At 69.7% G+C, this 20,797-nt stretch carries 19 protein-coding genes and 1 riboswitch; of the genes, 10 read left to right on the forward strand and 9 right to left on the reverse strand.

The features are described from left to right. Positions 1-11: 11 nt before the first annotated feature. The 3 genes from cydB to hisC form a co-directional block, all read right to left on the reverse strand. A complete protein-coding gene (cydB, locus tag ACFXAE_RS28520; RefSeq protein ID WP_384719932.1) occupies positions 12-1,016 on the reverse strand; it encodes a cytochrome d ubiquinol oxidase subunit II in 1,005 nt (334 codons plus the stop codon). A gap of 20 nt (positions 1,017-1,036) precedes the next feature. Beyond that, positions 1,037-2,542, reverse strand: a complete 1,506-nt coding sequence (locus ACFXAE_RS28525) for a cytochrome ubiquinol oxidase subunit I (RefSeq protein ID WP_384719934.1) — start codon at positions 2,540-2,542, stop codon at positions 1,037-1,039. A 238-nt stretch (positions 2,543-2,780) separates the two neighbouring features. Beyond that, complete coding sequence (gene hisC / locus ACFXAE_RS28530) at positions 2,781-3,860, reverse strand: histidinol-phosphate transaminase (protein WP_384719936.1); 1,080 nt, start codon at positions 3,858-3,860, stop codon at positions 2,781-2,783. 439 nt (positions 3,861-4,299) lie between these two features. Here hisC and ACFXAE_RS28535 point away from each other — a divergent pair, with 439 nt between their 5' ends. The 3 genes from ACFXAE_RS28535 (at position 4,300) to ACFXAE_RS28545 (ending at position 8,180) form a co-directional block, all read left to right on the forward strand. After that, positions 4,300-5,412, forward strand: coding sequence for a LacI family DNA-binding transcriptional regulator (locus ACFXAE_RS28535; protein WP_384719938.1), 1,113 nt, complete (start codon positions 4,300-4,302; stop codon positions 5,410-5,412). Between the two features lie 623 nt (positions 5,413-6,035). Continuing rightward, complete coding sequence (locus ACFXAE_RS28540; RefSeq protein WP_384719940.1) at positions 6,036-7,127, forward strand: metallophosphoesterase; 1,092 nt, start codon at positions 6,036-6,038, stop codon at positions 7,125-7,127. 183 nt (positions 7,128-7,310) lie between these two features. Continuing rightward, on the forward strand, positions 7,311-8,180 hold the full coding sequence (locus tag ACFXAE_RS28545; protein ID WP_384719942.1) for a hypothetical protein: 870 nt from the start codon (positions 7,311-7,313) through the stop codon (positions 8,178-8,180). A 120-nt stretch (positions 8,181-8,300) separates the two neighbouring features. Here ACFXAE_RS28545 and ACFXAE_RS28550 read toward each other — a convergent pair whose 3' ends face one another. Together ACFXAE_RS28550 and thiC are read right to left on the reverse strand one after the other, a co-directional pair. After that, entirely contained in the window at positions 8,301-9,719 is a 1,419-nt protein-coding gene (locus ACFXAE_RS28550) for a VWA domain-containing protein (RefSeq protein WP_384719962.1), read from the reverse strand. A 126-nt stretch (positions 9,720-9,845) separates the two neighbouring features. After that, on the reverse strand, positions 9,846-11,642 hold the full coding sequence (gene thiC, locus ACFXAE_RS28555) for a phosphomethylpyrimidine synthase ThiC (protein ID WP_384719944.1): 1,797 nt from the start codon (positions 11,640-11,642) through the stop codon (positions 9,846-9,848). Next, positions 11,635-11,825, reverse strand: a riboswitch (TPP riboswitch). Its footprint overlaps the gene before it by 8 nt. A 71-nt stretch (positions 11,826-11,896) precedes the next feature. On the opposite strand from thiC, the gene ACFXAE_RS28560 reads away from it, so the two are divergent. Next, a complete protein-coding gene (locus ACFXAE_RS28560) occupies positions 11,897-13,309 on the forward strand; it encodes a YibE/F family protein (protein ID WP_384719946.1) in 1,413 nt (470 codons plus the stop codon). A 67-nt stretch (positions 13,310-13,376) separates the two neighbouring features. On the opposite strand, the gene ACFXAE_RS28565 is transcribed toward ACFXAE_RS28560, so the two are convergent. The 4 genes from ACFXAE_RS28565 to ACFXAE_RS28580 form a co-directional block, all read right to left on the reverse strand. Next, positions 13,377-13,811, reverse strand: a complete 435-nt coding sequence (locus ACFXAE_RS28565; protein WP_384719948.1) for an SsgA family sporulation/cell division regulator — start codon at positions 13,809-13,811, stop codon at positions 13,377-13,379. Positions 13,812-13,909: 98 nt separating this feature from the next. Then, complete coding sequence (locus ACFXAE_RS28570; protein WP_384719964.1) at positions 13,910-14,623, reverse strand: IclR family transcriptional regulator; 714 nt, start codon at positions 14,621-14,623, stop codon at positions 13,910-13,912. Between the two features lie 310 nt (positions 14,624-14,933). Further along, on the reverse strand, positions 14,934-15,146 hold the full coding sequence (locus tag ACFXAE_RS28575) for a DUF5326 family protein (protein WP_030048440.1): 213 nt from the start codon (positions 15,144-15,146) through the stop codon (positions 14,934-14,936). A 149-nt stretch (positions 15,147-15,295) separates the two neighbouring features. Continuing rightward, positions 15,296-15,613 (reverse strand): cupin domain-containing protein, encoded by a 318-nt coding sequence (locus ACFXAE_RS28580; protein ID WP_004929283.1) that lies wholly within the window; start codon positions 15,611-15,613, stop codon positions 15,296-15,298. A gap of 60 nt (positions 15,614-15,673) precedes the next feature. Here ACFXAE_RS28580 and ACFXAE_RS28585 point away from each other — a divergent pair, with 60 nt between their 5' ends. The 6 genes from ACFXAE_RS28585 to ACFXAE_RS28610 all read left to right on the forward strand — a co-directional run bounded on the left by ACFXAE_RS28585 (position 15,674) and on the right by ACFXAE_RS28610 (position 20,762). Then, on the forward strand, positions 15,674-16,051 hold the full coding sequence (locus tag ACFXAE_RS28585; protein ID WP_384719950.1) for a phage holin family protein: 378 nt from the start codon (positions 15,674-15,676) through the stop codon (positions 16,049-16,051). 5 nt (positions 16,052-16,056) lie between these two features. Further along, complete coding sequence (locus tag ACFXAE_RS28590) at positions 16,057-16,548, forward strand: low molecular weight protein-tyrosine-phosphatase (RefSeq protein ID WP_384719952.1); 492 nt, start codon at positions 16,057-16,059, stop codon at positions 16,546-16,548. Next, positions 16,545-17,714: a cystathionine gamma-lyase gene (locus ACFXAE_RS28595; protein ID WP_384719954.1), complete on the forward strand. Its 1,170-nt coding sequence runs from the start codon at positions 16,545-16,547 to the stop codon at positions 17,712-17,714. The genes ACFXAE_RS28590 and ACFXAE_RS28595 overlap by 4 nt, the downstream gene beginning before the upstream one ends. 216 nt (positions 17,715-17,930) lie before the next feature. Further along, on the forward strand, positions 17,931-18,836 hold the full coding sequence (locus ACFXAE_RS28600; RefSeq protein WP_384719956.1) for a LysR family transcriptional regulator: 906 nt from the start codon (positions 17,931-17,933) through the stop codon (positions 18,834-18,836). A gap of 87 nt (positions 18,837-18,923) precedes the next feature. After that, positions 18,924-19,406, forward strand: coding sequence for an NUDIX domain-containing protein (locus ACFXAE_RS28605; protein WP_384719958.1), 483 nt, complete (start codon positions 18,924-18,926; stop codon positions 19,404-19,406). 489 nt (positions 19,407-19,895) lie between these two features. After that, a complete protein-coding gene (locus ACFXAE_RS28610) occupies positions 19,896-20,762 on the forward strand; it encodes a GNAT family N-acetyltransferase (protein WP_384719960.1) in 867 nt (288 codons plus the stop codon). The last annotated feature ends 35 nt before the right edge of the window (positions 20,763-20,797 follow it).

A 20,797-nucleotide genomic window follows, 5' to 3' on the forward strand; every position in this document is an offset into this window, starting at 1 on the left:
TGAAACACACCTCAGTGCACGGGATCGGCGATGTGCTGGGTGCCTATCCGCTTACGGAACACCCAGTACGTCCAGCCCTGGTAGAGCAGCACCACCGGCGTGGCGATCACCGCCAGCCAGGTCATGATCTTCAGGGTGTAGGGGCTGGAGGAGGCGTTGGTGACGGTCAGGCTCCAGTCGGCGTCCAGCGTGGACGGCATGACGTTCGGGAACAGCGTCAGGAAGAACATCGCCACGGCGGCCACGATGGTGACGCCGGACAGGGCGAACGCCCACCCCTCGCGTCCCGCCTGGTTCGCCGTCAGCGCGGCGACCAGCGAGGCGACCGCCACGGCCAGCGCGACCAGGCTGGTGCCGTCACCGCGGTCGGCCTGGGTCCACAGCAGGAAGGCCGACGCCAGGACCGCCGTGACCAGACCCACGCGCAGGGCCAGCTTCCGTGCCCGCTCCCGGATCTCGCCGACCGTCTTCAGCGCCGTGAAGACCGTGCCGTGGAAGGTGAACAGCGTCAGTGTGACCAGGCCGCCCAGCAGCGCGTACGGGTTGAGCAGGTCCCAGACGCCGCCCACGTACTCGAACTCGGCGTCGATCTTCACACCGTGCACGATGTTCCCGAAGGCCACGCCCCACAGGAACGCCGGGATCAGCGAGGTCCAGAAGATCGCCGTCTCCCAGTTGCGCTGCCAGCTCTCCTCCGGTCGCTTCGCCCGGTACTCGAAGGCGACACCGCGGATGATCAGGCAGACCAGGATGGCCAGCAGCGGCAGGTAGAAGCCGGAGAAGAGCGTGGCGTACCACTCGGGGAAGGCGGCGAAGGTCGCGCCGCCGGCCGTGAGCAGCCACACCTCGTTGCCGTCCCAGACGGGGCCGATGGTGTTGATCAGCACCCGCTTCTCGGCCCGGTCGCGGGCGAGCAGCCGGGTGAGGACGCCGACCCCGAAGTCGAAGCCCTCCAGGAAGAAGTAGCCGGTCCACAGGACGGCGATCAGTACGAACCAGACGTCGTGCAGTTCCATGACGGTGCGGCTCCCTCGGCCTAGTACGAGAAGGCCATCGGCTTGTCGACGTCACGGACGTCGCCACCGAGCTTCGTGGGCGGGTTGAGGTCGGAGTCACTGAGCTCGGGCGGGCCGGCCTTGACGTACTTGGCGAGCAGCTTGACCTCGATGACGGCCAGGACGGCGTAGAGCAGGGTGAAGACGGACATCGAGGTGACGACCTCGGCCGTGGACACACCGGGGGAGACCGCGTCCTCGGTCCGCATCACGCCGTAGACGACCCAGGGCTGCCGGCCCATCTCGGTGAAGATCCAGCCCCAGGCGTTGGCGATCAGCGGGAACGCCATGGTCCACAGCGCCAGGAGCCAGTACAGCCGGGTGAGCCGGGTGCCGAGCGGCTCCTTCAGCAGCACCAGGCGCGGGACCTCGTCCTCGCCGGTGCGGTGGGCGGGCGGCAGCAGGAACTTCCTGCGGGTGAGCCACAGGCCGAGGAGGCCGAGCGAGAAGGAGGCCATGCCGAAGCCGATCATCCAGCGGAAGCCCCAGTAGGCGACGGGGACGATGGGCTTGTAGTCACCGGGGCCGAACTTCTCCCGCAGGGCCTCGTTGGTGTCGCTGATGCCGGGCACGTACGAGTCGAAGTCACTGTGGGCGAGGAAGGACAGCAGGCCGGGGATCTCCAGGGCGACCTTGTTGTGGCCCTCGTCCACGTCTCCGTAGGCGAACACGGAGAAGGGGGCCGGTTCCTCGCCGTCCCAGAGGGCCTCGGCCGCGGCCATCTTCATCGGCTGCTGCTCGTACATGACCTTGCCGAGGGTGTCGCCGCTGATCGCGGTGAACAGACCGCCGACCGCCAGGGTGACCAGACCGAGCCGGAGCGAGGTCCGCATCACCGGGATGTGCTTCTTACGCATCAGGTGGAAGGCGGCGATGCCCACCATGAAGGCGCCGCCGGTCAGGAAGGCCGCCGAGAAGCTGTGGAAGACCTGGTTGAGCGTGGTGTTCTGGGTGAGCACCAGCCAGAAGTCGGTGAGTTCGGCGCGGCCCTTCTCCTCGTTGATCCGGTAGCCGACCGGGTGCTGCATCCAGGAGTTGGCGGCGAGGATGAAGTACGCCGACAGCAGGGTGCCGATCGAGACCATCCAGATGCAGGCCAGGTGGATCCTCTTGGGCAGTTTGTCCCAGCCGAAGATCCACAGCCCGATGAAGGTGGACTCGAAGAAGAAGGCGATCAGGGCCTCGAAGGCGAGCGGGGCGCCGAAGACGTCACCGACGAACCGCGAGTAGTCGGACCAGTTCATGCCGAACTGGAACTCCTGCACGATGCCGGTGACCACGCCCATCGCGATGTTGATCAGGAAGAGCTTGCCCCAGAACTTCGTCGCCCTGAGGTACTTCTCCTTCTCCGTACGCACCCAGGCGGTCTGCAGCCCCGCGGTGAGGGCGGCGAGCGAGATCGTCAGGGGAACGAAGAGGAAGTGGTAGACGGTGGTGATACCGAACTGCCATCGCGCCAGGGTCTCCGGCGCCAGAGCCAGATCCACGTCGTCGCTCCTTACTTCGCCGTGGTCGCGGCGGCCGCTTGATCCCGTTCGTCCCTCGACATCTCGGACGAAAACGGGATGCGCTTGTGAACGCGTTCACATTCACAAGCAATTATGACCTACCGCTTTTCAGACCTGGAAGGGGGGTCCACTGTGACATCGGCCCCTTGCCGCACCCTCCGGCGCACACGAAGGCGGCCGACGGGAAAGCCGTCGGCCGCCTGGACGTACGCGCCGGTCAGAGCTCCTTGCGGAAGCCTTCCGCCACCTTCAGGAAGATGTCGTTCGCCTCGGTCTCGCCGACCGTGACCCGCACACCCTCCCCGGGGAACGGCCGGACGACCGCACCCGCCTGCTCGCACGCTTGCGCGAACGACGCCGTGCGCTCCCCCAGCCGCAGCCAGACGAAGTTGGCCTGGGTCTCGGGCACCGTCCAGCCCTGGGCCCGCAGCGCGTCCATCACCCGGTTGCGTTCGCACACCAGCGAGCCGACCCGGCCGATCAGCTCGTCCTCGGCGCGCAGCGAGGCGATCGCCGCGTCCTGCGCGATCTGGCTCACCCCGAACGGCACCGCCGTCTTGCGCAGCGCCGCCGCCACCGGCTCGTGGGCGATGGCGAAACCGACGCGCAACCCCGCCAGGCCGTACGCCTTGGAGAAGGTCCGCAGGACACAGACGTTGGGCCGCTCCCGGTAGATCTCGACGCCGTCCGGCACCTCGGTGTCCCGGATGAACTCGCGGTAGGCCTCGTCGAGCACCACCAGGACATCGCTCGGCACCCGGTCGAGGAAGCGCTCCAGCTCGGCCCGTCGCACGACTGTGCCGGTCGGGTTGTTGGGATTGCAGACGAAAATCAGCCGGGTCCGGTCGGTGATCGCCCCGGCCATCGCGTCCAGGTCGTGCACATCGCCCGGGGTCAGCGGCACCTGGACCGAGGTGGCGCCGCTGACCTGCGTGATGATCGGGTAGGCCTCGAAGGACCGCCAGGCGTAGATCACCTCGTCGCCCGGACCCGACGTGGCCTGCAGCAGCTGCTGGGCGACGCCGACCGAGCCGGTGCCGGTGGCCAGGTGGGAGACCGGGACCGCGAAGCGCTCGGACAGCTCGGCCATCAGCGCCGTGCAGGCCATGTCCGGGTACCGGTTGAAGGAGGAGGCCGCGGCCGTCACGGTCTCCATCACGCCGGGCAGCGGCGGATAGGGGTTCTCGTTGGAGGACAGCTTGTACGCCACCGGTCCGCCGGCCGCCGCCGGCTTGCCCGGCTTGTACGTGGGGATCCCCTCCAGCTCGGCGCGCAGCTTGGGGCTCGTCTCGCTCACCGCAGTCCTCCTCGCGAAGACCGGCGGCACCCGTGTCCGCCGCCGACATCCAATACTGCTCACCTTATGAGGATTCGGCGCCGCCGCGTAGAGGAGCGGTGGTTGCTCTCCGGCCCCGTCCGTCACAGCGGCAACAAGGGCAACGTAACCCGAAGGTGTACGAATGACGTGCGGGCCAGGGGCGCGCCGTACATATATCTACGCGCCGGTGGCTTACGCCGTGGCGCGCGTCCCCCGTGCAGGTGAGTTGAGACCTCTTCGCAACATCACACCCTCGACAGGTCCGCATGCGCCGACACGTCAGGTCCTGATATTGGAACGTTCAACACCCTTAACTTCCAAGCCGATCGGTCATTAATGATCATGCAGAAACGTGCCTGTCAACGCGTGCATATGCGTCCGCCCTACCCCACCGCATGAGCCCTACTATCGGCTCGCCATGACAGCAGCAGGGAAGCACCAGGTGAGCCGCGCGGATACCTCACGCCGAGGCGGCCGGCCGGGCAGAGCGGGCATCAGGGACGTGGCCGCCGCCGCCGGAGTCTCCATCACGACCGTCTCGGACGCCCTCAACGGCAAGGGCAGGCTCCCGGACGCCACCCGGCGCCACGTCCGCGAGGTGGCCGACAGACTGGGGTACCGCCCCTCGGCCGCCGCCCGTACGCTCCGCACCGGGAAGTCCGGACTCATCGGCCTGACCGTGACGACGTACGGGGATGAACCTTTCACCTTCACCGAGTTCGCGTACTTCGCCGAGATGGCGCGCGCCGCCACCTCCGCCGCGCTCGCCCGCGGCTACGCCCTCGTCATCCTGCCCGCGACCTCCCGCCACGACGTGTGGTCCAACGTCGCCCTGGACGGCACGGTCGTCATCGACCCCTCCGACCAGGACCCGGTCGTCAGCGAGCTGGTCCGCCAGGGCTTACCGGTCGTCTCCGACGGCCGCCCGGCCGGCTCACTGCCGGTCACCGCCTGGGTCGACAACGACCACGAGGCCGCCGTCCTCGGCATCCTCGACCACCTCGCCGACGCCGGCGCCCGCCGCATCGGCCTGCTCACCGGCACCACCACCGACACGTACACCCACCTGTCGACCACCGCGTATCTGCGCTGGTGCGAGCGCGTGGGCCAGGACCCGGTCTACGAGGCCTACCCGGCGCACGATCCGTGCGCGGGCGCCGTCGCCGCCGACCGGCTGCTCGCCCGCCCCGACCGGCCCGACGCCGTCTACGGCCTGTTCGATCCGAACGGCACCGATCTGCTCGCCGCCGCCCGCCGCTACGGCCTGCGCGTCCCGGACGACCTGCTGCTCGTCTGCTGCAGCGAGTCCACGGTCTACGCCAACGCCGAACCGCCCGTCACCACGCTCTCCCTCAAACCGCGCCGCATCGGCACGGCGGTGATCCAGCTGCTCATCGACGCCATCGAGGGGGTCGACTCGGACCGGCCGGTGGAGCAGGTCATACCGACCGAGCTGATCGTGCGGACCTCCTCGCAGCGGCGTCCGCCCCGTACTACGGTCAGCCCGCCGAGGTCACCGAAGGGGGCGTGACACAGGGGTCGCCGAAGGACGCGTGTCGCCGAGGTCACCGAAGGGGGCGTGCCGCGGCCCGGAGCGCGGAGCTTCCGCTTCCGAAGGGGAAAGCGGCGACTTCGGCGCCCGTCCACGCCTCGGAGGAAGGCGCGTCACGCACGCCGGGTCCTGCGTCCGGGGGCATCTGGGGCGGTGTCGGCTCCGCTTACGGGATGGCGTCAGGGCCCGGCACCGGTTCCACTCGCGGGATGGCGTCAGGGCCCGGTACCGGCTCCGCTTACGGGGTGGCGCCGGGACGCGGTACCGACTCCGCTCCCGGGGGAGGGTCTCGTGCGGGCGGGTCCGGACTCCACAGGGACGGTTCCTTCTCCGGAAGGAGAACGCGAAGGTGTTTCCCGGGCATCCCTCCGGGAGAAACGGGCCGGGCTCCCGGGAGAGGGCGGGCCGGTCGGCGGCGGAAGGTGTGCGGCCAGGCCCGCCGAAGACCCGCCCAAAAAGGGCGAAAGCCGCAGCGAACCGGAGTCTCGCTCTGATTCACCACCCCTGGGTCATCACACGGCGCGATCCGCATTCCTATGATGGGCCCACGACACCGCGGGCCGCTGCGACCAGGCAGTCCGACGCGGTGCAGAAGCGGCGCGATGGTGGAGGGGTCGATGACTCAGGGGGCCGGTCAGGGACCCGAGATGGAGCGGACGGCGACGTTGCGCGACTTCCGGGTACCCGCGTACGTCCACGAGACCGGTCCGTACGCCCAGAGCACGCACCCCGGCGACGTCGTCCCGCCCTCCGAGGAGACCTACCCGGAGGGATACACACCCACCCAGCGGGACCTCCCCGTCATCAATCGGGGTGACACTGTTCAGGTGACCGTCGACCCCGCGTCCGTCCCCGCCCCGCAGCCCGCCACCGGCCAGGGCCCGCTGTACGTGGTCGGCGACGTCCACGGCTACCTCGACGAGCTGGTGACCGCCCTCCAGGAGCAGGGCCTGCTCGATCCGGCGGGCCAGTGGTGCGCCGGCACCGCGCGGCTGTGGTTCCTCGGCGACTTCACCGACCGCGGCCCGGACGGCATCGGCGTCATCGACCTCGTGATGCGGCTGTCCGCCGAGGCCGCCGCCGCCGGCGGCTACTGCAAGGCCCTCATGGGCAACCACGAGCTGCTGCTGCTCGGTGCCAAGCGGTTCGGCGACACCCCCGTCAACTCCGGCGCGGGCACCGCCACCTTCCAGGCGGCCTGGCTGCTCAACGGCGGGCAGAAGACCGACATGGACCGCCTCCAGGACCACCACCTGCAGTGGATGGCCCGTCTCGACGCCGTCGAGGAGGTCGACGGCCACCTGCTGCTGCACTCCGACACCACCGCCTACCTCGACTACGGCCGCTCCATCGAAGAGGTCAACGACACCGTCCGCGAAACGCTCACCCGCAACGACGCCGACGAGGTCTGGGACCTGTTCCGCAAGTTCACCAAGCGGTTCTCCTTCCGTGACGAGGGCGGCGCCGACGCGGTGCGCTCCCTGCTGGATACGTACGGCGGCACCCGGGTCGTTCACGGCCACAGCCCGATCCCGTATCTGACGGGCGAAGTCGGTTCCGAGGACGGCGAGGACGACGGCGGCCCCGTGGTCACCGGACCTCATGTCTACGCCGACGGACTCGCCATCGCGATGGACGGCGGGGTCACCATGGCCGGAAAACTGCTGGTCCAGCAACTGCCGCTGGGCGTCTGACGGTTCAGCGGGCCGTGACCGTGCGGCCCGCAACCGCACCGTGCACGTGCCAATTTCGGTAAACCCCCTGTCACCGCGCGCCGTCACCGCTCTACCATCGGCTTATCCGTAGCAGGCTCCCCTCCGTTTCTGCCCGACGGCTCGTCAGCATGCCGAGCCACAAGCCCTACGGAGCATCGGGGGATGCACATGAACAGCGTTCCGCAGCACCTGCTGAACGAGGACCGCCAGGAATACGAGCGGATTCTCGATGAGGCGCTGCGCTCCGCACCACACCACCCGGAACTGGCCGCGGTCGGCCAGCGGCTCAACTCGGAACAACTGCGCACGATGGCGCTCAACGCCACCGCGATCATCACGACGGCCGCGGCGACCGAGTACCAGCACTATGTGAAGGTCCGCGAGGAACTGCGCCGGCCACCGGCGTCGTCCGCCCCGCCCGTCCGCGAGTCCGGTTCCAGCGAGCCGGGCACGAACGCGGTGGGGTTCGCCGCCACCGTGGGAGAGGTCGCCGAGACCGCCGGCGCCGGCGCCGGCGCCGTCGTCGCCGTCCTGGCACCCGTCCTGGCCGGAACCGCGGCCACGATCTTCCTGCTCGTCGGCTACGTCCTGCGGATGCTCGATCCCGGCGCCGCGTTCACCCGGACCATGCTCACCACGGGATGGGTGTTCGGCGCGGTGACGGCGGTCGCCGTCCTCGTCGCCGCCGTGGGCCTGCTGCTCACCGCGCTGCGCAACAAGCCCTCGGCGCTCGGCGGGCCGTACCGCGAACTCGACGGGGAGGTGTCCCTGGCCAGGGACGCCTGGCGCGAGGCCCTGCTGGAGCGGGGGATCCTGCCGTTCCTGCGGGACGCGCTCACCGACCCGGCGACGGTCACCGCGCTGCAGCACACGGCACCACCCCCGCCGTCCGGCCGCATCCCGCACCTGGGGTACGGCCGGCCGGGCTTCTCCAGCCCGGAGGAGGGGGCGGCCCGTGGCACACGGCCGAGCTACTCCAGTCCGGACTACTCGAGCCCGGACTTCGGGGGACCGGAGCACCAGCCGGAGTAGCCGGGCGGCCCGTCCGTCGGCTTGCGTTCTCCGTTCCGGAGGCGCGAGCCGGATGGACAGGGTGGATGGTCGGACCGGGTGATCGGGCCGGACGGGCGGGTCGAGTGGTCGGACCGGGTCTCAGAGAATCCCCGCCCGTCCCGCGGCTGTGATCCACTGGGGGAACTCGGACAGCAGACGGTCGTACAACTCCGCGTCCGGCACGGTGCTGATGTCGTCGACGGCGAAGAACCCGACGTTGTCGACGCGGCGTCCCGGCAGTGTGTCGAACCGCTCCAGCACACCGTAGTTGGATCTGCCCAGCCCCACGAACTGCCAGAAGACCGGTTCCTCCACCGCCTCACGGAGCTCGTGCTCGATCTCCTTGTTGCGGTAGACACCACCGTCGGAGAAGAACAGGACGAGGGTCGGAGCGGACGCGGGACGGTCCCGGACGAACGTGCGCACCTCGGCGATGACCTTCTGCTCCTCGTTCTGGATGCCCACGTCCCGCATGTCGACCTGGCTGGGGTCCAGCCCTTTCTTCCGCCCGCGCCGGAACAGACCCACCTCCCCCACGCGCACATGCAGCCGCAGCCACTCGGGAAGCTCCCCCAGCCGCAGATCCGGCAGCCGGGCCGGGTTCGAGGCGAACGTCCAGGCCTGCATCTCACCGTCGTCGTCCAGCTGCGCCGCGACCGCCGCCATCCGCTCGACGACGTCGGCCACGACCCCCTTGGAGTACAGGAAGGACATGGACCCGGAGGCATCGAGTACGAGGATGACGCGCGCGGTGACCCCGGCGGCCCCATGCTTGTGCAGGCTGACCGCCACCTGCTCCTTGCGCAGCGACAACCGCTTGCGCATGTCGACGGGCAACCGCTCCTCGCCCTTGGTGAGCCGCGGGGCACCGGGGTGGGGACGGGGTGCGGAGGGCTGCCGGGCGGGTGCGGAGGGCTGCCGGGCGGGTGCGACCGGCATCGCGGGAGGAACGGGCGGGGGAGGCGGGGCCGGGGCCGCGGTGGCCGGCGGGACCGGGGGCACGTCGTCCACGGTGATGCCGAAGTCCGTGGCCAGGCCCGCGAGCCCGGAGGCGTACCCCTGCCCCACCGCCCGGAACTTCCACTTCCCCTGCCGCCGGTACAACTCGCCGCCGATGAAAGCGGTCTCCGTCCCCGCCGCCATGTCGAACCGGGCCAGCTCGGTCCCCGCCCCGGCGTCGAGCAGCCTGAGCACCAGTCCCGGCACCTGCCCGAACGTCCCGCCGTCCGCCGACGCGCACAGCACGATCCGTTCGACCATCCCTTCCACGGCGCCCAGATCCACCTCCACGGTGTCGGTCGTGTCCCGTGTGCCGCGCTGTTTCCCGAGATGTGTCACGGCGCCGGACGCGTGACGAGACTGGTTGTAGAAGACGAAGTCCCCGTCGTCCCGTACCCGCCCGGCCTCCGTGAGGAGCAGCGCCGAGGCATCGATGTCGGGCACCCCGGCCCCGGCCGCCCAAGCGAGCTCAACGCGCACCACGCGGGCATCGACGGGAAGATTGGACCCCTTGTTCATCGGACTCGCTGTCATGCGGCCAGTCTGCCCACTCGCCCCGGCGGAGGGGAGGGGCAACCGCACCTGCCGCCCCGCGGGAGCGGCACCCACCACGGGCACCGCCCCCGCGCCGCCCGCGGTGAACGCTCAGTCCGTGATCGGCAGATACACGCGATTGCCCGCCTCCGCGAACTCCTTCGACTTCTGTGCCATCCCCTCCTCGATCTCGTCCCGGCTCCCGCCGTGTTCACGACGGATGTCCTGGGAGATCTTCATCGAACAGAATTTCGGGCCGCACATCGAGCAGAAGTGGGCCGTCTTGGCGGGTTCCGCCGGCAGGGTCTCGTCGTGGAACTCGCGTGCCGTGTCCGGGTCGAGGGCGAGGTTGAACTGGTCCTCCCACCGGAACTCGAAGCGGGCGTCGGACAGCGCGTCGTCCCATTCCTGGGCACCCGGGTGGCCCTTGGCGAGGTCGGCCGCGTGGGCGGCGATCTTGTAGGTGATGACGCCGGTCTTGACGTCGTCGCGGTTGGGCAGGCCCAGGTGCTCCTTGGGCGTGACGTAGCAGAGCATGGCCGTGCCCCACCAGGCGATCATCGCGGCGCCGATGCCGGACGTGATGTGGTCGTACGCGGGCGCGACGTCCGTCGTCAGCGGGCCGAGCGTATAGAACGGGGCTTCATCGCAGATCTCCTGCTGAAGGTCGATGTTCTCCTTGATCTTGTGCATCGGGACATGTCCCGGGCCCTCGATCATGGTCTGAACGTTGAAACGCTTCGCGATCGTGTTGAGTTCCCCGAGCGTGCGCAACTCCGCGAATTGTGCCTCGTCGTTGGCGTCCGCGATCGACCCGGGTCGCAGGCCGTCGCCGAGCGAGTACGTGACGTCGTACGCGGCGAGGATCTCGCAGAGCTCCTCGAAGTTCTCGTACAGGAACGACTCCTTGTGGTGCGCCAGGCACCACGCGGCCATGATCGACCCACCGCGGGAGACGATGCCGGTCTTGCGGTTGGCGGTGAGCGGTACGTACGCGAGGCGCACGCCCGCGTGGACCGTCATGTAGTCCACGCCCTGCTCGGCCTGCTCGACGACCGTGTCCTTGTAGATCTCCCAGGTCAGTTCCTCGGCCCGGCCGTCGACCTTCTCCAGGGCCTGGTAGAGCGGCACGGTGCCGATGGGAACAGGGGAGTTGCGCAGCACCCACTCGCGGGTGGTGTGGATGTTCCGGCCGGTGGAGAGGTCCATGACCGTGTCGGCGCCCCAGCGGGTCGCCCAGGTCATCTTCTCGACCTCCTCCTCGATGGAGGACGTCACCGCCGAGTTGCCGATGTTGGCGTTGACCTTCACCAGGAACCGCTTGCCGATGATCATCGGCTCGATCTCCGGATGGTTGACGTTGGCCGGCAGCACCGCCCGGCCCGCCGCGATCTCCTCACGGACCACCTCGGGGGAGACGTTCTCCCGGACCGCCACGAACTCCATCTCGGGCGTGATCTCGCCGCGGCGCGCGTACGCCAACTGCGTGACCGCCCGGCCCGCGCGGCCCCGGCGCGGCAGGCGCGGCCGGCCGGGGAACACGGCGTCCAGATTGCGCAGGCCCCCGCGTGGAGAGGTGTGCTTGATCCCGTCGTCCTCGGGACGGACGGGACGGCCCGCGTACTCATCGGTGTCACCGCGGGCGATGATCCAGTTCTCCCGCAGCGGAGCCAGGCCCCGGCGGACGTCGGTGTCGACGAGTGGATCGGTGTACGGGCCCGATGTGTCGTACAACGTGACCGACTGCCCGTTGGTGAGGTGCACCTGACGGACCGGCACCCGCAGGTCGGGGCGTGTGCCCTCGACGTACGCCTTGTGCCAGCCGATGGACTTCCCGGCCTCCCCGTTCACCGACGTCTCCGTCGGGTCCTGCGTGAAGGCAGGCGTGCGTGCGTCCTTGTTGGTCATGAGACCTACTCCCTACGCCGGCATTACCCGGTAACAGGTTCGGCGGTCGACGCAGCGGTTTCCGTCTGCCGACGTTCCGTGGGAAACATCACTCGCCCTACAGTGATGTTTCATGTGAAACGTCGTTGGGACGGAGGTCAGCGCCCTCTCAGCCCGGTGCTCCGAGCTCCCGCGTGTACAAAAGCGCCTCCACGCTAGCGTCATTTCTGGCGCGGTGAACAGAGGGCCCCTCCTGTTCTTGCGATGATCGGGCGGTGACCCCCAATCAGCCTCCTCCGTATCAACCGCCCGAGCCGTCGCGCACACCCGGCGCCGGGGACGGCGGTGGTCACGGCCACGCGCACGGACACAGCCACGGTCACGGCCCGGCGGCACCCGTCTCCCAGCACCTGCGCAAGGTCATCGCGGCGATCCTGATCCCGTTCGCGGCGGCGGTGCTGATCGGACTCGCCGTGCTGTGGCCGGGCGGTGCCCCGGCACACGAGCGCACCGGCGTCGGCTTCGACCGGCAGACGCAGCACGCCACGGTCACCAAGGTGGTCGAGGTGAGCTGTCAGTCCGTCAACGCCTCCGGGGGCGTCCCGACCGGCGACACCTCCACGGCCGAGGGCTCGTCCGCCCAGCAGCAGGCGGACGGCACCTGCAAGAAGGCGACGATCCGGGTCGACACCGGCGACGACAAGGGCCGTACGTTCAACGAGATCGTGCAGCCGGACCAGTCCCGGCAGCTGAGCGAGGGCCAGGAGGTCGTGGTCGCCTACGAGCCCTCCGCGCCCGAGGACCTCCAGTACTCGGTCACCGATGTGAACCGGCGCTTCCCGTTGGCGCTGCTCGCGGGCATCTTCGCGCTCGCCGTCGTGGCCGTGGGGCGACTGCGTGGCGTGATGGCGCTGGTCGCGCTGGCGATCAGCTTCCTGGTGCTCAACTTCTTCATCCTGCCCGCGATCCTGCAGGGGTCGAACCCGCTGGTCGTGGCGGTGGTGGGGGCGAGCGCGATCATGCTGATCGCGCTGTATCTGTGTCACGGACTGTCGGCGCGTACTTCGGTGGCGGTGCTCGGCACACTGATCTCGCTGCTGCTGATCGGCGTCCTCGGCTCGGTGTTCATCGGGTGGGCCGCGCTGACCGGCAACACCGACGACAACACCGGTCTGATCCACGGGCTGTATCCCGGGATCGACATGAGCGGTCTGCTGCTGGCCGGCGTCATCATCGGCTCGCTCGGTGTCCTCGACGACGTGACGGTCACCCAGACGTCCGCGGTCTGGGAACTGCACGAGGCCAACCCGTCGACGGGCCGGCGCGGGCTGTACCGCGCGGGCATCCGCATCGGCCGCGATCACATCGCGTCCGTGGTCAACACGCTGGTCCTCGCCTACGCGGGTGCCGCACTGCCGCTGCTGCTGCTGTTCTCCATCGCGCAGAGCGGTGTGGGGACGGTGACCAACAGCGAGCTGGTCGCGGAGGAGATCGTGCGCACCCTGATCGGCTCGATCGGCCTGGTGGCCTCGGTGCCGGTGACCACGGCCCTGGCCGCGCTGGTGGTCTCGGCCGACCGCCCGACGGCTCAGGGACACGGGCCGGCACAGGCACAGGGGACCGGGCAGACACCGGACGCTCGGCCGGCCGCGGGACGCGGCGGGCGGGGCAGACGTCGTAAGCGCTGATGTCCCGCGTGGCGGGCGGAACGCGCTGAAGCGTTCCGCCACCGGCCCACCCGACTGGCATAACGCTTCAGCCGGCGCTCTGCTCCGCCAGGATCCGGTCCAGCGCGTCGTCGAGGTGGGCGTCGAAGTCGGCGAGCGCCCCCTCCTGGCCCAGTGGCACCAGCTTGTCGGTGCGGTCGAGGAAGGCCACGAGCGGTGCGGTCGAGGAACGGAACAGCGCCTGGTCGCTGCCGACCTGAAGCCGGATCAGCACCTCGCCCAGCGCGTCGGGGTCCACCGGCGAGACGCGTACGTCGCCCTCCCCGCACGGCCGGCCGACGCCGTCGACCAGCAACTCCCGGCCGAACGCCCAGGTCACGGGAGCGTCCCCCGGCAAGTGGAAGGTCAGCCGTACGGCGTAGGGATCACAGGTGTCGTAGCGGAGCTCCACCGGGATGCGGAAGGACAGCTCCTCCGACACGAGAAAGCTCATCATGACCTCTGCCTGTACGGATTCGCGCATCGCCTACCCCGTCATTCGCCACGGACTGGCCGGGCATGGACCCGGACACCAGAGGGAATCTTGCTGAAAGTACACAGCAGATCACAAGGAGTGAGTTTTCAAATACTGATAGACAGCGTGAGTGACCCGACGAAACGACCCATCTCGGCCTGCAGTCGCTGCGCCGCGAGGGCGAGCCGGTCGGCCTGATGTGCGGGCAGCGAGATGGCCACCGACGCGGCCGTGCCGCCGACGGTGATGGGGATCGCCGCGCACACCGTCCCCAGGACATACTCCTGACGCTCCGTCACCGGTCCCATCCGCCGCGTCCGCTCCAGGCGCCTCAGCAGACTGTGGTCGTCGCGCACGGTGTACGGCGTGACGGGACGCACGGGATGGCGGTCGAGGTGGTCGCGGCGCGCCTCCTCGTCGAGCTGGGAGAGCAGGCACTGTCCGATCGCGTGGGCGTGTCCGGTCTCCCGGAAGTCGGCCCACTCCGCCACCGCGGGATGGGCGGGGGTCTCGGAGACGCAGACGACGTCGATCTCACCCTCGCGGTACACGGCGTAGTACACGGGGGCGCCGATCGCGTCCCGCCAGCGGGCGAGGGTGTCGACCACCGTGCTGCGACGTTTCTGCTCGGCTCCGCTGCTGCTCAGCCGTTCTGCCGCTTCCCCCAGGAAGAACAGCCCCTTGTCGCGGCGCAGATAACCCTCGTGCACCAGGGTGCGCAACAGGTGGTACGTGGTGGGGAGCGCCAGTCCGGTCTCCCGGGCCAGTTGTTTGGCGGGAGCCCCGTAGCCGTGTCCGGCGACGGTCTCCAGCAGGCGCATGGCCCGCTGGACGGAGCCGATGAGGGTCGCGGTGGGCGGCGGTGCGGTGGGCGCCGGCGAGCGGGGCTGCGGAGGGACCGCGGTCATCTGCGCGGAGCCGGTGCCAGTGGTGGCCAAGGGTCACTCCCGAAACGCGAGGGGGCAGCCCGTGCGGGGAACACGGGTGGGGGTCGCCGCTCGCGGGGATCGTCCCCGCGTCGAGTTCCGGACTCTAACGGGCTGTCACCGCACACAGACGGCCCGCCGGGGAAACTTCCCCCGCCCGAGGGAACCAGTGATTCCTGTTACCGCTTCACCGGTCCCCCTCGGCTCACCAGTCGCTGCGCGACGAGGAACTCGATGTGAACTTCCGTACGACGTAGATCAGTCCGCCGACCAGCGCCACGAAGACCAGCACCTTGAAGAGCAGTCCGATCACGAAGCCGACCACGCTCGCTATCAGCCCGCCGAACACGACCAGGGCGATGACCGGCACCGCGATCCACTTCACCCACCACGGCAGTCCCGCGAAGATCTCTCGCATCGCCCTTGTCCTTACCTCTCCGCCCGCCGAGTGCCGGGTCGCGTCGATGATGTCCTGCACTCGATGCTAGGGCGGCAGGTGCTCCGGCGGGGGCCCCGGATCCCTTGTCCTCCCCTGACCGTCCCCCTAGGGAACCCCGACAGCACCCCTCAGCTCTCGGGGGGAGAGAACACCACCAGCACCCGCAGATCCTCGCTGATGTGGTGGAACTTGTGGGCCACTCCGGCCGGTACGTACACGACGCTGCCGCGTGCCACCTGGGTGGTCTCCATGCCGACGGTGATCGCCGCGCGGCCGCTGACGACGAAGTACACCTCGTCCTGGCTGTGCGGCTGCTGCGGGTCCTGGGCGCCGGCGTCCAGGGCGTAGAGGCCGACCGACATGTTCCGCTCACGCAGGAACTGCAGATACGCTCCGTCGTTGGCGGCGCGCTCCGCCTCCAGTTCGTCCAGCCGGAATGCCTTCATCGCCTTGTCCCGCCCCTGCCTCACTGCCCGAGTCCGATCGTGTCTGCCACGATCAGACACATGATGAATTTCCTAGTCAAGACGATCGCCAACGCGGGCGCCCTGGCGGTCGCGGTGTGGCTGCTCGACGACATCACCCTGACCGGTGACAGCACGGGCAAGGAGATCGGCACCCTCATACTGGTCGCACTGATCTTCGGTCTGGTGAACTTCCTGGTCAAGCCGGTGGTGAAGCTGCTGAGTCTCCCCCTGCTCATCCTGACGCTCGGGCTGTTCACCCTGGTGGTGAACGCGCTGATGCTGATGCTCACCTCCTGGCTCGCCGACCAGCTCGATCTGAGCTTCCACGTGGAGGGCTTCTGGACGGCCGTACTGGGCGGTCTGATCATCTCCGTCGTCTCCTGGGCGCTCAACGTCGTCCTGCCCGACGGGGACTGAAGCCGATGACCTATCGCGTCTGCTTCGTCTGCACCGGCAACATCTGCCGCTCCCCGATGGCCGAGTCCGTCTTCCGCGCGCGGGTGGCGGAGGCCGGACTCGACGGCCCGGTCGAGGTGGACAGCGCCGGTACGGGCGGCTGGCACGAGGGCGAGGGCGCCGATCCCCGCACGGTGACCGTGCTGCGGGAGAACGGCTACGACGCCGGCCACACGGCCCGGCGGTTCGACCCGTCCTGGTTCGCCCGCCTCGATCTCGTCATCGCGCTCGATTCCGGCCACCTCAGGGCGCTGCGCCGCCTCGCGCCCACGGACCGGGACGCCGACAAGGTGCGTCTGCTGCGCTCCTACGATCCCGCCGCCGGCGACGATCTCGACGTGCCGGACCCCTACTACGGGGGTGCGGACGGATTCGACGAGTGTCTTGAGATGGTGGAGGCGGCGAGCACCGGACTGCTCGCCGCGGTACGCGAGCAGGTGGAAGGACGGGCGGCATGAACGATTCGACGACGGGCGCGGGCCACGGGCAGGCGCTGCCGGACGGGGCGGGCGACGGCACCCGCGCGGTGCGGGCCGGGCTTCCCGAGCCGGTCAAGCACGAGCCGACCCTGCCAGGACCCGTGTTCGCCGCCCACTTCCATCTGCCGGGCGACCCCACCGGCCCGTACACCTACGGCCGGGACGAGAACCCGACCTGGACGCTGCTGGAACGGGCCATCGGCGAGCTGGAGGCACCCGGGCAGGACGACGTCGAGGCCCTGGTGTTCGCCTCGGGCATGGCCGCGATCTCCTCGGTGCTCTTCTCCCAGCTGCGCGCCGGGGACGCGGCCGTCCTGCCGGACGACGGCTACCAGGCCCTGCCCTTGGTACGGGCCCAGCTGGAGACGTACGGCGTCGAGGTGCGGACCGCGCCGACGGGCGGTGACGCCCAGCTCGAAGTCCTCGACGGCGCGAAGCTGCTGTGGATCGAGACGCCCTCGAATCCGGGGCTCGACGTGTGCGACGTACGACGGCTCGCCGAGGCGGCACACGCGCGCGGCGCCCTGGTCGCCGTCGACAACACCCTCGCGACGCCGCTCGGCCAGCGCCCGCTGGAGCTCGGCGCCGACTTCGCGGTGGCCAGCGGTACCAAGCAGCTCACCGGGCACGGCGACGTGCTCCTGGGCTACGTCACCGGCCGGAACACCGAGGCCATGGCCGCCGTCCGCCGCTGGCGAAAGATCGTCGGTGCTGTTCCGGGACCCATGGAGGCCTGGCTCGCGCACCGCTCGATCGCCACGCTCCAGCTGCGCGTCGACCGGCAGAACGCCACCGCGCTGACGCTCGCCCGGGCGCTGCGGGAGCGGTCCGAGGTCACCGGGCTGCGTTATCCGGGGCTGCCCGACGATCCCTCGCACAGGATCGCCTCGCAGCAGATGCGGCGCTACGGGTGCGTGGTGTCCTTCACGCTGCCCACGCGCGCCCGTGCGGACCGTTTCCTCGACGCGCTGCGGCTCGTGGACGACGCGACGAGTTTCGGCGGCGTACGGTCCACGGCGGAGCGGCGCGGCCGCTGGGGCGGGGACGCGGTGCCGGAGGGCTTCATCCGCTTCTCCGTGGGTGCCGAGGACCCAAAGGACCTGGTCGCGGACGTACTGCGGGCCCTGGACGCATCAGCCGGCTGACCGGCCGGGCCGGCAGGCGCCCGGCACACTGCGGCGGACGGTCCGAGCCTCCCCCCTCGTGGCTCGGACCGTCCTCGGTTCTGCGCGCGAAGAACCGCGTGACCAAGGCTAGTTGACTCAGTGTCAGTGTCCAATCACAGTAGCGACAGCAGCCTATCGACTTATTTATAGTTGGGCGTCCGAGCCCGGAGCGGGGCCGGCGAGGGAGGGTGTGGCGTGGATCTGGCCTTGCTACGGACCTTCGTGACCGTGCACCGGGCCGGTTCCTTCACCCGTGCCGCCGCCCTGCTCGGTCTCTCCCAGCCGGCCGTCACTTCGCAGATACGGACGTTGGAACGGCAGCTGGGCCGGCCCCTGTTCCTTCGGCAGGCGCGCGGTGTGACACCGACGACCATCGGGGACGAGCTCGCCCACAAGGCGGCGCCGCATCTCGACGCCCTGGTGGAGATAGCCGAGTCCGGACTGGAGGAGGACTCCTCCTTACGGACGCTGCATCTGGCCGGCCCTCCGGAGTTCACCGCCGAGCGGGCGCTGCCCGCGCTCACGGAGCTGACCGGAGAGGACGGCCAGAGCTTCGCCCTGCGCGCCTCCTTCGGCACCGCCGAGGAAGTCATCGAGGGACTGGCCGCCGGACATCACGATCTGGCCATCAGCACGGTCCGGCCACGCGGCGCCCTGCTCTCGGCGACCGCGCTCTGCGACGAGGAGCACGTGCTGGTCGCCGCCCCGCGCTGGGCCGAGCGAATCGGCTCCGGCACGCTCCGCCGCACGGGTCCTTCGGTCCTGGAACACGTCCCGGTGGTCGAGGTGCACGAGTCGCTGCCCTTCCTCGCCCGCTACTGGGCCGCCGTCTTCGACTCCCGCCCTGTCGCCCCCGGCACCGTCATCGTCCCGGATCTACGCGCGGTGCTGGCCTGTGCCACCGCGGGAGCAGGGCTGGCGGTACTGCCCCGCTACCTCTGCACGGGCGCACTCCAGCGGGGTGACGTGGTGGCCCTGCACGAACCGACGGTGTCCCCGCTGCGCACCTACTTCCTGGTGGTCCGCACCGGCACACTGGCGATGCCGCACATCGCGCGGGCCCACGAGTGGCTGGAGCGGGCGGCCACCGGCTGGTGCTGATCCACCGGGGTGGTGTCACACTGCCGGAAGCCGACCGCCGCCCTCTCGCGATGTTTCACGTGGAACCAGCCGGGCCACATTTCCCCCATGACCGTCCGACCCGTGGTCAAGCGCACCGCCCGAGCCGTTCTGCTGGACGGCGAGAACCTGATTCTGATCAAGCGCACCAAACCCGGCATGGATCCCTACTGGCTCACCCCTGGCGGCGGAGTGGAGCCGGAGGACTCCACCGTGGTGGACGCCCTGCACCGGGAGGTGTACGAGGAGCTCGGCGCGAAGATCACCGATGTGGTGCCCTGTTTCGTCGACACTGTGGAGCACATCGGCGCGGACGGCGGTGCCACCGGTGTGAAGGTGCAGCACTTCTTCGTATGCCGCCTGGAATCCATGGACCCGTCCCTGCGCCACGGTCCGGAGATCGACGAACCCGTCGGCGAGTACGAGATCGTCCGCGTGCCGTTCACCCGCGTCGGGATCGCCTCCGTCCATCTGGTGCCGCTCTCGCTGCGGCACTACCTGGACGGCAATATCGAGGGCGTACGCGCCATGCACGCCCCCGACCTGGGGTGACGCCCGATCTGCGGGCCACTCCGAACTCCGCGCGCAGTCGGTCGGCGATCCGGACCCCGACCGCCCCGCCGAGAACCCCGGCCGGGGCCGCGGACTCCTTGAATCCTCCTCCAGCCGGAGCAGGGGGATTCCTGGCTCACGCTGCCTGCGGATCAGCGACCCGGCAGGTCTTCCGCGATCAATGCCAGCCGGGTTGGAACCAGCCCGGTTCGATACGGCACGGAGCCGCTTCGAGCGCCGCCGCAGGCGCCTCCTCCGTAAGACCCGGTCAAAGCGTGCCCACCTGTGTGGCGTACTCCGGTGACCCGATGAGGCCGGAGGAGATCGCCCGGCGGAAGGAATCGGCCACGCGCCGTTCTCGCATGTTTCACGTGAAACGTCCCGTGCCCGTGTCCGCGCTCCGCCCGTGACCACGGCATGGCCAAAAGATCGCACGAGTCTCCTGAAACGGGTGGACGCCGAAGCCCCCTGTCGGACAGCCTGACCTGCGTGCCGACACCTTCCCTTGCCTCTCTGCCCATCCGCCGTCTGACGCTCCGCGACCTCAGCGCCTGCGCCGACTTGTCCGAGGACCGGGGGTGGCCACGGGAGGAGCACAAGTGGGGCCTCCTCCTCGCGGCCGGGACGGGTTACGGCATCGACGATCCCGAGGGCGGCCTGGTGGCGGCCTGTGTCGTCACCGAGTACGGGCCACGGGAACAGCCTGCCCTCGCGGCCGTGGGCATGGTCCTGGTCGCCGAACGGCATGCCCGCCGGGGCGTGGGACGCCGGCTCATGCGTCACATCGTCTCGGCGATGGGCACCACACCCCTCACCCTGCACGCGACCCCCTGCGGCCGGCCGCTGTACGAGGAACTCGGTTTCAAGGTCACCGGCCGTGCCGAGATGCTGCGCGGCCACTTCGTCCCCACGGGTGACCGGTCGGAGATCGCCACCCGGGCCGCGACCGCGGAGGACCTCCCTGCGATCGTCCGGCTCGACGAGGAGGTGTTCGGTGCCGACCGGACGCACATCGTCACCCGCCTGCCCGCCTTCGCCGATCAGCTGCGCGTCGCCGAGGAGGACGGACGGATCATCGGTTACGCGACTGCCTGGCCCAACATGGACACTCATGTCGTAGGTCCGCTCATCGCCCGCGACACGGCGACGGCCGAGGCACTGCTCGCTTCGCTCGCCGCCCGCACCGGCCGACCGCTGCGCACCGACATCGATGTGCGGCACGAAGAACTGCTGAGCTGGGCGAAGGAGCATGGGCTGGCGTCCGTGGCGTCGAACGACGTCATGACGTACGGGATCACAGAGCTACCCGGGGACTGGAGCCGGCGGTTCGCCCCGGTGACGGTCGCTGCGACCTGACGCCCACCGGACGCGACGGCGCCGGATCCCGGGGC

Source organism: Streptomyces sp. NPDC059454 (assembly GCF_042749965.1).
Classification (GTDB): domain Bacteria; phylum Actinomycetota; class Actinomycetes; order Streptomycetales; family Streptomycetaceae; genus Streptomyces.